This window comes from Bacteroides caecigallinarum, assembly GCF_016902295.1.
Classification (GTDB): domain Bacteria; phylum Bacteroidota; class Bacteroidia; order Bacteroidales; family Bacteroidaceae; genus Phocaeicola; species Phocaeicola caecigallinarum_A.
Map to the genome: position 1 here is coordinate 1 of NZ_JACJLQ010000052.1, position 16150 is coordinate 16150.

Here is a 16150-nt window from a genome sequence, read left to right on the forward strand (position 1 = left end):
CTTCGCACCAAACAATTACTCGTAAAGCACGCCTCTTTAGGCTACTGTTGACGGAACAACAGGTTCAGACATCATGCTGAACAATTACTTGTACGACTTCTTGTCGCACGATTATATTTATATAGATACAACTTATGTTTTTATAAATACAAGTTGTATTTATAAAAATCAAGTTTGTATTTATAGAAAATGATGCGGCGAAATGGTGTTTTTGCCAGCGTAATTGGGTAATGTTTAAAAGTTATTAGAATACACTACTACATGGAGTTCATAAAAAATACTTTTTACGTTTGCTATGGCAATGTAAAAAACATTTCATGTAAAGTTCTATGATTTAAGGAAAAGGATTATATTTGCATATATAAACTTAATACACTTCCAATATATGAGTTGCAAGGATTGGGGAGCAGGACATTTTGTGAATCCGTTTACCGATTTGGGATTTAAAATTATTTTCGGACAGCCTGCAAGCAAAGAACTTCTTATTACTTTGCTTAATGAGCTGTTGGCAGGCGAGCATATAATAGAGGACTTGACTTTCCTTGACAAGGAAAATCGTTCTGACAATATCGATGATGCCGGTATAATCTATGATCTCTATTGCAGGACTTCTACTGGTGAATACATTATTGTGGAAATGCAGAATCGTTATCATAGTAATTTCTTAGATCGTACATTGTTTTATATGTGTCGTGCTATAGGCAGGCAGGTGGAGAATATTCGTGAAAAGAGAAGAAAGGAGCGTGAACTTGCTACTGACATACCTGTGTCGGACGATGACGATCCATATATGCTTGGCGAGGCAAGGTCTGATAGCTATGGTGCAAGGTATAGACTCTCAACTGTATATGGTATATTCCTGATGAATTTCAAAGAACCAGGCCTTGAAGAGAAGTTCCGTACTGACACGGTGATAACAGATAGGGATACCTGTAAAGTGGTAAATCCTCATTTTAGACAAATTTTTCTTCAGTTCCCTTTTTTTACGAAAGAACTTGGAGAATGTGAAACATTATATGATAAACTTATTTATACACTTAAGAATATGCAACATTGGAACAGAATGCCTGGTGCACTGAAAGAACAGGTCTTTGACAGATTGGAAGAACTTGCGGCAGTGGCTAATCTTTCTGAGGAGAATCGTATTGCATACGATAGAGCTCTTGACCGTTATCGTGTAAGTCGTATTGTTGAAGAAGATGCGCATGAAGCTGGATGGAAAAAAGGTCTTGCGGAAGGTCTTGCGGAAGGGCGCGCGGAAGGACGTGCGGAAGGATTGGAGGAAGGAATAGAAAAAGGTGTTGTAAAAACTCAAAAGTCTTATGTCCGTAACATGAAGGATTTAGGTATTCCTATTGAGCAGATTGTTTTAATTACAGGTCTGTCTGAAGACGATATTAGGGATATGTAACGTTATATATCCGACAGGTTGTCTGTTAGCATAAGATTAAGTTTATCGCCAACTCCATTATAACTTTCATTGAGTAGGTCGATAAAGAATGTATATTTCAGAGGATGCTTTCCTGCGTATTCCTGATAGAATTTGGATATGACTTTCGTCAGTTCATCATATCCGATTTCATTGGCAATACAGTCCAATACCAAAGGACCTTTTCTATAAACAATCGTATTGTTGTTATTTTCTACCATATTTACAATTGCCTCGTCCTGTGCGGTCCCTTTGATTTTATTATACTCCGATCTGCACTTTTCAATTTGTGTCATATATGATTCAGAACCATAGTATTGACGGATAAACATTAATGTCATAAACTCATTTAATGACTCTTTGATGAAATAAGCTCCAAGCTCGCCGTCGTCAATGAGGAGAGTCCACTCGCCTAACCATCTGTGTCCGATTTCATGTACCAGCGGGTAAATGTCAGGATATGTAGAGAATTTTTCCTGTGAAGCGGAGATGAATCCGATGTTGTATCTGTTGCTGAATCCTTTTCCATTGTGGAACAGATAGGTTGGTAATGCCATTACGTTTCTTTCTTTTGAGATATAATCTTCATCATAAATTCTGCTGAAAAAATCAATGCTTGCCTTTGTAAGCTGAAGCAGTTCTTTGTAACGCTTATCACTGCATTCCATATCCTTTATCTGATAAATGAAGATTTCATTAGGAATAAGTTCCCTGGTCTGTTTATAAGCATCGTTCTGGATGAAAGCCAGTGTTAGTGATTGGGACAATATGTTTTGCAGTTTGCCGTTATATTCTTTGGAATGATCAGATTTCATGGGATAGGAGCATATTAGTGAAATAGAATCAGGTGTTTCTACATTCATAGTAACATCCATATATGTGTTCGGAACATACGGATAAAAGTATTCTCCGAAACTGGTCTCCCAAAGTTCTGCACTTCCTTCTCCATATATGAAAAATGCTGACAAGTTAGTATAATCGTAATCCATATTAACCTGTACTGTCTGTGTCTCCCTTTTGTGGAAAACAATATTCTTTGATTTGAGGTTATATTCATACTCAAACTCTTTATCGTCAATCCTCAGATTGTCTATTGAAAATTCCTGACCACCGCCAAAATTCATGCTGACACTGTCTGCGTCCTGGAAATTCAATGAGAAGGAGCATGTGACATGTAGATTACAAGCTTCCTGGTTTATTTTGTTGATGTGAAGTCTGTAATTTGTTATCTCATCTGCCATTGATATATGGCTAGTTGTTAAAACCAGTATTGTTATGAAAATAATTAATCTCATTCCAAGTATTGTATTTTTCATATTGTGTCAGGCAGCCCATTCCTTTTTGGGGATAATGTTGTTATTATGAATGCTAAAAGCAAAGTTAGAAAAAGAAATATATAAAACAATTATTTCAAATGGAATTAAAGGTTAATTGTGGCCCTGGGATTTGTAGAATGGTGAATTTTCTGAAACTAATAGACAGAATTTCTACTTATAATATGTACATTTGAGGGCTTTTTACAAAAATCCTTTATATGAACCCCATTTTATAATTATCATCCAATAATGTATAATAGAAGAATTATAATATGCACCTTGATCTGTATTGTTTTTTCAACATCTGCTTTCAGTCAGACAACTGGAAAAGTGGTAGATACAAACAAGCAGCCGGTAGAAGGTGCTACCATCGTCATGCAGCTACCGGATTCAACCTATCTGGGTGCAGCTATATCTGCAGCAGACGGTACATTCGTGCTTGAACCCGAACCAGAGAATTATCAGCTCATAGTCCAGCATCTGCTTTATCAGACCAGACAGGTTAAGGGACAGGCGCGTGATGCCGGTATTATTACTTTGGAAGCAAAAGACTACAATCTGGAAGAAGTGGTTATCGAGGGAGAACGCCCGTTTGTTACCGTTGAACAGGGAAAGCTGAATTACGATATTTCGGCAATCTCAGAAAAGCATATCGTCAATAATGCCTACGAAGCTATCTGTAAGTTGCCTGGTGTGCAGGACAGGAACGGCAAACTCTCACTGGTGGGCGCAAAGGACGTAACGGTTATCCTGAATGGAAAAGCAAGTACGCTGACACAGGAACAGCTGATTGAGATGCTGAAGAATACTTCCGCTTCGCAAGTGCAGACAGCCGAGGTGATGTATAATACACCTCCCGAATATCATGTGCGCGGGGCTGCCATCAATATTGTGACTGCTAAGGCTGACGACAATACTATCCAGGGTGAACTGTCGGCAACCTACAGCAACCAGTATTTCAGCAGTTACAGCGGCAATGTAAACTTCCTGATGACGAAGGGCAAGTCATCGCTGAATGTATCTTATAATCCCGGCTATTCGCACATGATGACTGTGATGGATCTTGCATCACAGCATACCTATGACGGAAAAGTATATGATATCAAGCAGACGCAGAAAATCAATACAAAGGGCTGGATGCATAATATCTATGCTGAATATGGCTATCAGATAAACGAGGATAATGAATTGAGCGTGGGTTACAACGGTGCTCTTTCCGATAATGGTAAAGGTACGATTGATGTAAACGGAAACTTCCAGAACAGCCACAATGACAAGTTGCAGGACAGCCGTCTGCACAATGTCTTTGCCCGCTATTCTTCGGGATTCGGACTTGATTTTGGTGTGGATTATACGGACTATACCATGAATGACAAGAATCGTCTGGAAAGTAAACTGACTGATAATACACGCCAGCTGCTTGATTATACTTCGGACCAGAAAATCCGTAAGTTCTCTGTATATGCCGACCAGAGCCACGCTCTCGCCAATGACTGGACTTTGAAATACGGTGCCCGATATGATTATACGGACAACAAGAACTCTCAGTTCTTCAATCAGACTGAAGGAAAGGATGATGTGGGCAATTCTTCCTCACGGCTTTATGAGCAGATTACTAACTTTTATGGAGGTTTCGACAAGGAGTTTGAAAACGGACTGTCACTTTCTCTCTCGGCAACCGGTGAGTATTACTCCATCGGTGACTATCATAAATGGGCGGTCTATCCGCAGGCTAGTCTGACCTATTCGCCTTCGGAGAAACATACGTTCATGCTGGGGGTATCATCAGAAAAGGACTATCCAACTTATTGGGATATGCAGACCAGTACTACTTACATGAATGCCTACGAAGAGATTCAGACCATCGAGGGACTTCGTCCTGCCAATGTGTACAGTGTAAATGCCAATTATCTTTTCTTGCAGCAGTATATGCTGTCGCTGTTCTATGAGCGTACCAACGATTATTTCACAATGGATATGTATCAGGCAAAAGACCGTCTGGCACTTGTGTACCGCACGCAGAACTGGAACTATTACCAGTCCTTCGGTATGAGTGCCAACATTCCGTTCAATATCGGCGAGTGGCTGTCTTCTCAGGTAAATGCTACTGTTGTCAATGACCGTAACCGTTGCGACAACTTCTGGGATATTCCTTTTGACCGCAAGAAATGGGCCTGTATGCTTGCCATGCAGAATCATTTCTCGGTAGGTTCCAATGTGGGCTTTGACCTGGATGCGATGTACCGTTCAAGCATGATTTCCGGTATCAGCGATACGAAACCGGTCTTTACTGTCAATGTAGGGGCACAGTGGAACTTCCTGAAGGATAAGGCAACGCTGAGCCTGACATGTTCTGACCTATTCGATACTATGCGTATGAAGGTGAGAAACCGCTATGCAGGGCAGCATATTGATTTGAATATGGGACAATACAGCCGTACTGTTTCTGTAAAATTTGTTTACCGCTTTGGCGGCAGTATCAGTAAGGAAAAGAAGGAAGTGGATTCATCACGCTTTGGAAGATAATGCGCTTATCCTTATGAATTCTAAAGTTTGACCAATGAAAAAAACGTTTTTAGGTATAATAGGCAGTGTGTTTATATTGCCCGTTTACAGTCAGCACTATATCAAAGGAACAATCATAGATTCGGAAAATGCGATGATGCCGATGGTAAATGTCGCTTTTCTGAATAAGGCAGACAGCACACTCGTCACCGGTGCGGTATCTGACTCTTGCGGAGTATATAATGCATCTGTCAATGAGGGTGACTATATTATCCGTTATTCTTATCTGGGTTATGAGACGCTGTATAAGAATATAAAGGTCAATACGGATATCACACTGCCGGTGGTTAAAATGGAATTGTCACACAACGTCCTTGAAGGAGTGGAGGTAACAGCATACAGAAAACCTTTCAAACTGGATAAGGAAGGAATTATAGCTGATATACCGAATACGATTCTTGCCAAACAGACTACACTTGATGATTTGCTTTGCAAGATACCCGGCATTCAGAAACGTGGTGAAGACATTGAGGTGATAGGCAGAGGTCTTCCTACCTATTACATCAACGGCCGTGAAGTTACAGACCGTACAGAACTGGACAATCTGGCTATCGACCAGATTCAGTCTGTCAGACTGGTGACGAATACGGGTGTGCGTTATCACTCGGAGCAGCGTGCGGTAATTGAGATCAAGACTAAACGTCTGGGTGAAGGACTTGCCTTTAATGTCAGCGGTAATTTGTTGCAAGGAAATCACCTAAGTCAGAATTACCGGATGAACGGAAGTTACAATTACAAGAACTGGGACTTCTTTCTCTCTTACAATTATGAACGTGGAAAGAAGGATTCGGATCTTGACATTTATCAGCAGACCCAAAGTGATACAATCTGGAATCTGACTAACCTGAACCAAAAACAAATCTTCAACGAAAGCCATGCCTATACGGGAGGGGTGTCTTATCATTTTTCCCCGGAATCGGAGATCGGCTTGAAATATGAAGGCAAATACAGCGAAGGCAATACGTTCTCAAACGATACGCTTTCCATGATACCGGACAAAGGAACTTCGACCTTTATCAGGAATCTCAGCGATGTGGCCGACAAGTCCGTCAGCAACCATCTGAATCTGTATTATACAAACGACTGGAAGAATGGTTGGAAGATGAACGCATTTGGTGATTATCTTCATAAGACCGACAGAAGTCATGGCAATATTCGTGAATGGGAAAGCGACGGTGTGGAAACATCTATGGACTATTATCGTAAGGCGAACTGGGATTTGTTTGCGGCCAAATTAAACTTGTCGTATGAAACTGAGAAAGCCGGAACTTTCAGCTTCGGTTACGATTTCAGCCATACAACCGGAACGGACTATATAGAATATGTCCGGGCGTTGAGTAATGGTAGTACAAGTAATACGGAAATGAAGAACTCGCTCTACCTGTCGTATGATTACGCATGGAATAATCTGTTACTTGGAGCCGGCTTGCGTTACGAACACATCCGAAGCGATTTGAAGGAAAACAGCAGCAACAAGAGCCAGAACCAGACATATCATAACTTCCTGCCGTCTGTTTCGTTAAGCTACAATACCGAGAGCCTGCAACAGTCTCTTTCATATTCCGTTCATACGGAGCGCCCGCCTTTTGGAGTGATGAACAACAATGCGGTTTATACCGACAGGTTTACCTATCAGAAAGGAAATCTTTATCTGAAACAGGCTTTGACTCATGATCTGAACTATATGCTGTTTTATAAGTTCCTGTTCCTTAACCTGAATTATACCAATACGCAGAATCCGCTGATAACAGCTTTCTACAGTATGCCGGGAAATTCAGCGGTTACGGTCAGCTACATGGATAATTTTGACAGGATGCACAATCTTACGGGTATGGTCAACGTGCAATATCCGGTGAAGTGGTGGCTGCCCTCACTTACGCTTACCTGTCTGAAAACATTCTTCAGTTATTCCGGTCATGATGGAAGCATACTGAAATCCGGTCGTCCATTGATGATACTGAACTTCAGCAACAGTTTCACTCTCCCTGCCGGATTCCTGTTGTCTGCCGATTTTAATTACGGTACCAGAGGGTATTATCAGCTCTACGAATCGAAGAGTTATTCATCCCTTAATTTGAGTCTGAAGAAATCATTCCTGAACGACAGACTTCAGCTTTCTCTTGATGGATATGATATCTTCAACAAGAACAAGGTACGCAGTGGGGCACGTCTGAATGATATTATCATGAACAGCATCAGTAAGGAAGATACTCGGAAAATCGGTATTACTGTTACTTACAGATTCCGTACTGAACGCACAATGAATAACCGTAGTGCAGCTGAAAATGAAATGTCACGACTGAATATGGATAGTCAGTAATGGCAGACTATCAAGTTTATGGTTTAATGAATTTAATGAGGTAATGTACATTCATTTTTTAGTTTCAAGCGTCATAAAAAAACGTGGGCAAATTTAAGATAAAATGTGGGCAAGTTTTAAGTCAAATTTGCCCACATTTTTTTATAGGCTTTGTGAGGTTTTTTTTAAAAGGATATAATTACATGTTGGAGTATAAAAAATCTCTAATTTCTTTTGAAAGTAAAATTAAATCCATATATTTGTGATATCAAAATAATATCATTTAATCTTATAATTATGGATACGAAAGAATTAGTTTACAAAGGTTTTAAAATGAATGGCTTTTTAGCCTTGTTTTTACATTTGGTAGTGCTTACAGGAGCTGCAGTTGCTTGCTTCCTTCCAGGATTTATAGCTTTGTATATAGTAGGTGCATTGTGTATTTTGGTATGGTTGATATTTTGGAGCGGATATATGCAGTTGGAACCTAATGAGGCCAGGGTGATGGTCTTCTTCGGAAAGTATAAAGGAACATTCAAGGAAACTGGATTCTTTTGGGTGAACCCTTTTATGGATAAGAAGAAACTTTCTTTGCGTGCAAGAAACCTGGATGTTGAGCCTATAAAGGTGAATGACAAAATTGGTAATCCTGTACTGATAGGTCTTGTACTTGTTTGGAAGGTGAAGGATACTTACAAGGCAATGTTTGAAATTGACTCTCAGACAATAGCTAATACTTCAACTTCTAATGGTAAGGAAGTAACTGTTGGAAGTACGGTGGGTAGCCGTATGAATGCTTTCGAGAACTTTGTACGCATACAGAGTGATGCGGCTTTGCGTCAGGTAGCTGGACAATATGCATACGATAATAATGAGTCGGAAGCTGATGAACTGACTCTGCGTTCCGGTGGTGAGGAGATAAATGAACAGTTGGAGCAGAAACTGAATGAACGTCTGGCTATGGCGGGAATTGAAATTCTGGAGGCAAGGATAAACTACCTGGCATACGCTCCTGAAATCGCGGCTGTTATGTTGCGCCGCCAGCAGGCTTCTGCAATCATCAGTGCGAGGGAAAAAATCGTTGAAGGTGCGGTTTCGATGGTTAAAATGGCTCTTGACAAACTTTCAGATGAAGAAATTGTTGAACTTGACGAAGAACGTAAAGCTGCAATGGTAAGCAATCTGCTGGTTGTCCTTTGTGCTGATGAGGCTGCACAACCTGTGGTTAATACTGGTACATTGCATCATTGATAGATTTGTTTTTCTTTGAATTATATTTACAGTGCTATGTTTAGGATGAAGTTTTTTGATAGGAGAAAGGGATATTATTGTTCTACAAGAGTATCCTCTTTCATACCGATGCTGTTGAGTATAGTAATGACTTTGGTTATTTCGGTTAATGGCTTTGTAAAATTCTTTATACAATCTGTAGAGCCGGTCGAAGACGAAATATTTGTTTATGGATTATTACTATCGCTTTTAGTCCTTTCTATATTGTATTATGCTTATAGATATTTCAAACCGGTAAAAGTATTCAAATATATTGTCTTGAATAATTTTACAGACCGATTGTACATTAAGAATAGAGTGGCGTGTGCTTTATATCTCTTCGTTTTCTATACGCTAATGATAGTATTGATTCTTTGTGTTTCTTACTATTTTAAATGTGGAGTAACAGAACTTATGGATATGATATTGCGCCTGGTGGCAATATCAATTCTTTTGGGCGCATTTCTATCACTTAATGTATTCAATAATTACTATTCATATTATTCAGGTAAACTGGAATAAACAATATTATGGCCAAGAAAGAAAGTTCGATAAAGAGTTTTGTGCTTCGTGTGGATTCTGAAACTATGGAAGCAATCGAGCAATGGGCTGCGGATGAATTTCGCAGCACCAACGGTCAGCTTCAGTGGATAATCAACGAGGCATTGCGAAAAAGTGGCCGATTGAAGAAAACACGAAAAGAAAGGGTGACAGACGATGAAAAAGATTAGAATACGTTTCTTTAATATAAATCTTGGGCCATATTCTGTTCAGGGGCAGGATATAAATATCAAATATCATCCTTCCTTGATAGACCGGGTGTTTGAGGTGATTTCGGCACTTATGGTAATAGCGGGATGTGTATATTTTGTGGTAAATAGTGGATTTGAAAACAATAATATGCTGACAGGTTTCCTGGTAAATCTTCTTGTTTGTCTGCTGGTATTTACATGTCCCTACACTCCGGTGGAATATATACGTTTCCCGGTGAGAATATCGCGGCAGAATATTGTAAAGCAATATATAATGGCGCTCCGGTTGATGAGGGTTGTAAATATTTTTATCAGCCTGATGCTTGTTTTCAATGCATTGTCCATCAATTATCCTTGGGCAAGTCCTGCTATAGGAATATCTGTAACGGCAATGTTGCTTTCAATAATGGTCTATTATATTTTTGCTATCAGGAACAAATAATTAAAACATAAGTGCTATATTTGAAGAAATTATAAATTCTACGACAATGATAACATTTCCAAATGCCAAAATAAATCTGGGCTTGAATATCGTCGAGAAACGCCCGGACGGATATCATAATCTTGAGACAGTGTTTTTCCCTATCAATCTTCAGGATGCCCTTGAAGTAAAACCATTGGAAGAGGAGGGTGTTGATTATAAAATCAGTATGAAGGGTAATGCTCTTGATTGCAATCCGGATGACAATCTTGTGGTCAAGGCTTATAAACTCCTGAAACAGGACTTCGATCTTGCTCCTGTAGATATTCATCTTTTCAAGCATATACCGAGTGGGGCGGGTCTTGGAGGCGGTTCTTCCGATTGTGCCTTTATGATTAAGATGCTCAATCAGAAATTCGCTTTGGGACTGAGTCTGGAGAAAATGGAAGAATATGCGGCAAAACTTGGTGCTGACTGTGCTTTCTTTGTGCGCAATGAGCCTGTATTTGCAACCGGAATAGGTAATATATTCGAGCCTGTCAAACTTTCGTTGGCTGATTACTATATAGTATTGGTGAAGCCGGATATTTTCGTGTCAACGCGTGACGCTTTTTCGAAAATCAAGCCTCACAGACCTGAACTTTCCCTTAAAGAGATAATAAAGATGCCTGTGGAGAATTGGAAAGACGTGATGGTAAACGATTTTGAGGACAGTGTTTTCGCGCTGTATCCTGAGATTGCTGCCATTAAGGATAAGATGTACGACCTTGGTGCCGTATATGCCTCAATGTCCGGTTCCGGTTCTTCTGTCTATGGACTGTTCCGTCAGCCTATAGAAAATGTAGATGAGAAATTTGCCGGATGTTTCTGCCGTCAGAGAGAAATGTTTTAAGCCATAATAAATATGTAATAACTGAATCCATATAATGAAAAAATCTCTTTTATTTATATTACTTATTTCGGTTGCTTCTGTATCATACGCACAAAAGATAAACGGTACGTGGAAAGGTATGCTGACTGCCGCAAACCAGAAACTGGAAATCGTTTTTCATTTTCAACAGGAAGAAGACGGTAAGCTGTCAGGTAAGATGGATGTTCCGGCACAAAGTGCTGTAGGTATCCCTGTAAATCTTCATATTTTGACAGAGGATTCCGTCTCGTTAAGCGTGGCTGCTATAAACATGACTTATAATGGAAAACTTGTCGATGGCGTGATTAAAGGAAAATTCAATCAGTTCGGCATGTCTTTTCCGCTTGAACTTAGACCGGGAGAAGTTAATAAACCGAACAGACCTCAGGAACCTACAGTAACGTATATCTATGGCACTGAGGAGGTTACTTTCAGTAATGTGAACGCTAATGCAAAACTGTCAGGAACATTGACGTATCCGGTAGGCTATAATCCGAATAAAAAAGTGCCGGTGGTGTTAATGGTTACCGGCAGTGGCTCGCAGAACCGTGACGAAGAGGTTTTTGGACATAAGCCTTTTCTCGTAATAGCTGATTATCTTGCCAAATGCGGTATAGCTTCCTTGCGATACGACGACAGAGGAGCAGGAAAATCTGTCGGTGGTGATGTGAAGAATGCCACATCCGAAGATTTTGCCGAGGATGCGGATTGCGGTTTGCAATGGCTTAGGAAAAGTGGAAAATTCGGAAAAGTTGGTGTCCTTGGTCATAGCGAAGGTGGAATGATAGCTTTTATGCTTGCAGCAGATAAGAAACCGGATTTCATAGTAAGTATGGCAGGTCCTGGAATCAAGGGCGATACTCTGCTGGCCGAACAGCAGAATGCTTTGTTGAAGTTGAAGGGGATTCCGGCTAATGTCAGTGTGAATACTGTAAGAAAGGAAATGTCCATGCAGCAACAGAAACCATGGTTGCAGTTCTTTGTTGATTACAATCCTGAGAGTGATTTGAAGCAGATAACCATACCGGTAATGGCAATAAACGGCAGCTATGATGCCCAGGTTATTTCGGAAAGTAATTTGGGTAATATCAGACGGCTTTTGAATGATAAGAATGCAAAGAACCTTATAAAGGAATATCCGGGACTTAATCACCTGTTTCAGCATTGTAAGCCTGAGACTGCGGTAGATTACTATAATATAGAAGAAACCTGCTCCGAAGAAGTTTTGAAGGATATTGCCAATTGGATTAATAATTTATAATTCACCATTTGTTTGAATTTGGAGGATAGATAGAAGTGATTCATTTTTTCAAACAGAATATTGAGGGAATTTCTCTACCCGAGAAATTTACATTCCCTTTTCATTATACACCTCATCCGCTGACACGAATTGCAGCGGGTGAGGTTCGGTCTTATTTATCCACTCGACTTGACTGGCAGGATGAAATCGGCAAAGGCAAAATGTTTGGTGTGCTGATAGTAAAGACATCAGATGGCAGTATCGGTTATCTGGCTGCCTTTTCGGGAAATCTTGCCGGCAGCAATATGCACGATTTCTTCGTTCCACCAGTATATGACCTGCTGAATCCTGACGGCTATTTCAGGAAGGAGGAAGCGGAAATATCAGCCTTGAACAGGCGTATCAGCGATATATCGAAGAGTGATTCTTATATTTTGGCAAAGAATGAGCTGGAAGATACAAAGCTCCAGTCATCTTCTTCTTTGGCATTGGCTAAGGAGGAACTGAAGAAGAGCAAAAAGGAGAGAGACGAAAAACGTGCTAATGGTAATATTTCGCCTGAAGAACTGGATGCCATGATTCGTGAGAGTCAGTTCCAAAAGGCTGAATATAAGAGACTGGAAAACTCATGGAAGGAAAGACTGAATGAAGTAGGGCAGCGGGTGAAAGGTTTTGAAACAGAGATATTGCTGTTGAAGCAAGAGAGAAAGACTCGTTCGGCTGCATTGCAATTGTGGCTGTTCAGGCAATTTAATATGCTTAACGCAAAGGGTGAACGCAAAGATTTATGCGAGATATTCAAAGATACCCCTCAGGGATTGCCGCCGGCAGGAGCAGGGGAGTGCGCTTTGCCTAAACTACTGCAGTATGCCTATCTGCATGATTTGCAGCCTTTGGCTATGGGAGAATTCTGGTGTGGAATGTCGCCTAAAGATGAGATTCGTCACGACGGTTATTTCTATCCTTCATGCAAAGGTAAATGCGAACCTATTCTGAAACACATGCTCGTAGGGCTTGATGTGGAGCCCAATCCGTTGGCAGAGGACTTGTTTAAGGATACTCCGCTTGAGATTTTGTATGAGGATGAATGGATAGTGGCGGTAGAGAAGCCGTCGGGTATGCTTTCAGTGCCTGGAAAGAATGATTTGGACTCTGTACAGCAGAGGTTAAGACTGATGTATCCTGACGCTACCGGTCCTTTGGTGGTTCATCGTCTTGATATGGCTACGTCAGGGATACTTCTCGCTGCCAAGGACAAGGATGTGCATGCCCGGTTGCAGTCTCAGTTCGAGACAAGGAGTATCTCAAAGGAATATGTAGCCATTTTGGATGGCGTTCCGTCGCATGAATGTGGAATCATAGATTTGCCTATATGTCTGAATCCTCTTGACAGACCGCGACAGATGGTTGATTTTGAGAATGGGAAACGGGCTGTTACTGAATATAATGTGGTAAGTGTTTATGCAGGGCATGCGAGAATAGTATTTAAACCTCAAACGGGACGCACTCATCAGTTACGTGTACATTCGGCTCATAAGTTGGGTTTGGAGTCTCCAATCTCAGGTGACGAACTTTATGGTAATCCGGATTCGGCACCACGCTTATGTTTGCATGCTTCTAAACTTGTATTCAGACACCCGGTATCGGATAAGGAAATTGAGATAGTGTCTCCCTGTCCATTTTAGATTATGTTATTGACTTAAACAGTATTTTAAAGTTATAGTTATGGAATTTATTGATTTGGTAAACAAACGTCAGAGCGACAGGAAATATAAGAAAACTCCTGTAGATAGAGAATTGGTTATAAAATGTCTGGAAGCTGCAAGGCTTGCGCCGTCGGCATGTAATAGTCAGCCATGGAAGTTCGTTGTGGTGGATAATCCGGAGTTGCTTTCAGAAATGGCGTCGGCAGCAGCTGGTATGGGTATGAATAAATTTGCTGTCCAATGTCCTGTAATTATTGCTGTAGTACTTGAAAAAATGAACTTTACAGCACGTATAGGCAGTGTAATAAAGGATAAGGAATATTCATTGCTTGATGTCGGTATTGCAGTTGAAAACTTTTGCCTTCAGGCAGCCGAACTTGGATTGGGTACATGCATTCTTGGGTGGTTTGACGAAAAAAAAGTAAAGAAACTGCTGGGCATAGGCAGCAAGAGAGTTCCGCTTCTGATTACATTAGGTTATCCTGATGGTGAAACGAGAAATAAAATCAGAAAAGACATTAGTACGATGAGTAGTTGGAATAAGTATGAATAAGACAAAGAAGATTATATTGGCTTTGGTTGCTGTAGCAGTTGTATTGGTTGTAATATTAACTGTAAACAACTACCGTTCAAGAAACGATGTGACGCAGTCGCTTGATGAGGTTGACGTGACTGATTCGGTGGAAGTGGAGGAGATAACTTACAAGTATGGTATCCCTATAGATAAATATAATGTTAAGTATGGTATAGTCAAGCCTAACCAGAACTTGTCTGTAATACTTTCAGAGCATGGATTGAGCTCTCAGAATATCCATGATTTAAACTTGAAGACAGAAGGTGTGTTTGATGTAAGGAAGATAAGGAGTGGTAGGGCATACGCGATGTTTACATCGAAAGACAGTCTTGCTACTCCCAGATTTTTTGTTTACGAGGAAGATCCTAAGTCGTATATAGTTTTTGATTTACGAGGAGATTATAAGGTCACACGTGGGCAGAACCCTGTGGAATGGAGAACAAAAGAAGCGAAAGGAAAGATAGAATCTTCATTATGGGTGGCCATGCAGGACTGTAACACTTCGCCGCAGCTTGCAATAGTCCTTTCGCATATATTCGGGTGGACAATAGATTTCTTCGGACTTCAGAAGGAAGATGAATTCCGTGTGATATACGAGCAGGAATATGTTGACGGAAATGCGCTTCAGAACTTCCATGTGCTTGCGGCTTCGTTCCGTGCATCAGACAGTACATATTATGCCATTCCGTTCACTCAGGATGGCGAGGAACTGTATTATAACGAGAAAGGAAACAGCCTTGAAGGAGCTTTCCTTAAGGCACCGCTTGATTTCTACCGTATTTCGTCACGTTTTACCAACAGCCGTTATCATCCTGTGCTGAAACGCTATCGTGCGCATCATGGTGTGGATTATGCTGCTCCTACCGGAACTCCTGTTTATGCGATAGGTAACGGAAAGGTTATTGCTAAAGGTTTTCAGGCTGGTGGAGGAGGAAATTATATCAAGATCAAGCATAACAGTGTTTATGTGACTACTTATATGCATTTGTCCCGATTTGCGAAAGGACTTAAGGTAGGCTCTTCTGTAAAACAGAAGGAGGTGATAGGTTATGTAGGTTCTACAGGACTCTCTACCGGACCTCATCTTGACTTCCGTGTATTTGAGAACGGAAAGCCTATTAATCCGCTTACTATCAAGTCACAGCCTAAAAAACCTGTAAGTCAGCAGAACATTGCAGCTTATAGCATTCTTAGAGATTCGCTTGTAAATCGACTAAATGGAATGTAGAAATTCAGTGATGTTTTTTATAATAAAATTCATCTGATTAATCAATCATGTTTATTATATAATAATGAGTTCTCTCATGAGCGTTTTTCAATGTAAATAATACAAATGGGAAATATTGGACCTATTTATTCTTGATTAACAAAGAGTTATCTGTATTCCTGTGATTTTTTTAAAAAAAAGTTTGTGCGAAGTGTTGCAGGAATAAAAAAAGTGTGTACCTTTGCACCCGCAATCGAAAATGATACGGTTGCTAAACAAGAAAAGTTCTTTGAAAGATTTTAAATAAACAAACAGAATGTAGTACAAGCGTCACATTATAATATAGTGTGATGAAAAAAGAATAAACCGTCAATTAAAATAATTACGGGATCCTGGACAGAGACAAAGACATATCCTTAACGGATATATAAAAATATTTTACAATGAAGAGTTTGATCCTGG

Annotated in this window: 13 protein-coding genes; 12 read left to right on the plus strand and 1 reads right to left on the minus strand. The window is 40.2% G+C overall.

What is annotated here, in order from left to right:
- The first annotated feature begins 385 nt into the window (after nt 1-385).
- Nucleotides 386-1411 carry a PD-(D/E)XK nuclease family transposase gene (locus tag H6A27_RS13025; RefSeq protein WP_204404945.1) on the plus strand — a complete coding sequence of 342 codons (1026 nt, stop codon included), beginning with the start codon at nt 386-388 and terminating at the stop codon, nt 1409-1411.
- Between the two features lie 2 nt (nt 1412-1413).
- On the opposite strand, the gene H6A27_RS13030 is transcribed toward H6A27_RS13025, so the two are convergent.
- The gene (locus tag H6A27_RS13030) at nt 1414-2670 is read right to left on the minus strand and encodes a M1 family aminopeptidase (RefSeq protein ID WP_204508983.1); all 1257 of its coding nucleotides are present in this window, start codon (nt 2668-2670) and stop codon (nt 1414-1416) included.
- A gap of 324 nt (nt 2671-2994) precedes the next feature.
- Here H6A27_RS13030 and H6A27_RS13035 point away from each other — a divergent pair, with 324 nt between their 5' ends.
- The 11 genes from H6A27_RS13035 to H6A27_RS13085 all read left to right on the plus strand — a co-directional run bounded on the left by H6A27_RS13035 (nt 2995) and on the right by H6A27_RS13085 (nt 15709).
- On the plus strand, nt 2995-5271 hold the full coding sequence (locus H6A27_RS13035) for an outer membrane beta-barrel protein (RefSeq protein WP_204508984.1): 2277 nt from the start codon (nt 2995-2997) through the stop codon (nt 5269-5271).
- 34 nt (nt 5272-5305) lie between these two features.
- Nucleotides 5306-7630, plus strand: coding sequence for an outer membrane beta-barrel family protein (locus H6A27_RS13040; protein ID WP_204508985.1), 2325 nt, complete (start codon nt 5306-5308; stop codon nt 7628-7630).
- A gap of 276 nt (nt 7631-7906) precedes the next feature.
- Nucleotides 7907-8860, plus strand: coding sequence for an SPFH domain-containing protein (locus tag H6A27_RS13045; protein ID WP_204508986.1), 954 nt, complete (start codon nt 7907-7909; stop codon nt 8858-8860).
- Nucleotides 8861-8905: 45 nt separating this feature from the next.
- Nucleotides 8906-9400, plus strand: a complete 495-nt coding sequence (locus H6A27_RS13050; RefSeq protein ID WP_204508987.1) for a hypothetical protein — start codon at nt 8906-8908, stop codon at nt 9398-9400.
- 8 nt (nt 9401-9408) lie between these two features.
- On the plus strand, nt 9409-9609 hold the full coding sequence (locus H6A27_RS13055) for a type II toxin-antitoxin system antitoxin (protein ID WP_154042841.1): 201 nt from the start codon (nt 9409-9411) through the stop codon (nt 9607-9609).
- Nucleotides 9596-10072, plus strand: coding sequence for a hypothetical protein (locus H6A27_RS13060; RefSeq protein WP_204508988.1), 477 nt, complete (start codon nt 9596-9598; stop codon nt 10070-10072). Before H6A27_RS13055 ends, H6A27_RS13060 begins: the two co-directional genes overlap by 14 nt.
- Before the next feature lie 46 nt (nt 10073-10118).
- A complete protein-coding gene (ispE, locus tag H6A27_RS13065) occupies nt 10119-10943 on the plus strand; it encodes a 4-(cytidine 5'-diphospho)-2-C-methyl-D-erythritol kinase (protein WP_204508989.1) in 825 nt (274 codons plus the stop codon).
- Nucleotides 10944-10977: 34 nt separating this feature from the next.
- Nucleotides 10978-12222 carry an alpha/beta hydrolase family protein gene (locus tag H6A27_RS13070; protein WP_204508990.1) on the plus strand — a complete coding sequence of 415 codons (1245 nt, stop codon included), beginning with the start codon at nt 10978-10980 and terminating at the stop codon, nt 12220-12222.
- Between the two features lie 35 nt (nt 12223-12257).
- A complete protein-coding gene (locus H6A27_RS13075) occupies nt 12258-13886 on the plus strand; it encodes a pseudouridine synthase (RefSeq protein ID WP_204508991.1) in 1629 nt (542 codons plus the stop codon).
- A 40-nt stretch (nt 13887-13926) separates the two neighbouring features.
- Nucleotides 13927-14460, plus strand: coding sequence for a nitroreductase family protein (locus tag H6A27_RS13080; protein WP_204508992.1), 534 nt, complete (start codon nt 13927-13929; stop codon nt 14458-14460).
- The gene (locus tag H6A27_RS13085; RefSeq protein WP_204508993.1) at nt 14453-15709 is read left to right on the plus strand and encodes a peptidoglycan DD-metalloendopeptidase family protein; all 1257 of its coding nucleotides are present in this window, start codon (nt 14453-14455) and stop codon (nt 15707-15709) included. Before H6A27_RS13080 ends, H6A27_RS13085 begins: the two co-directional genes overlap by 8 nt.
- Nucleotides 15710-16150 lie beyond the last annotated feature (441 nt).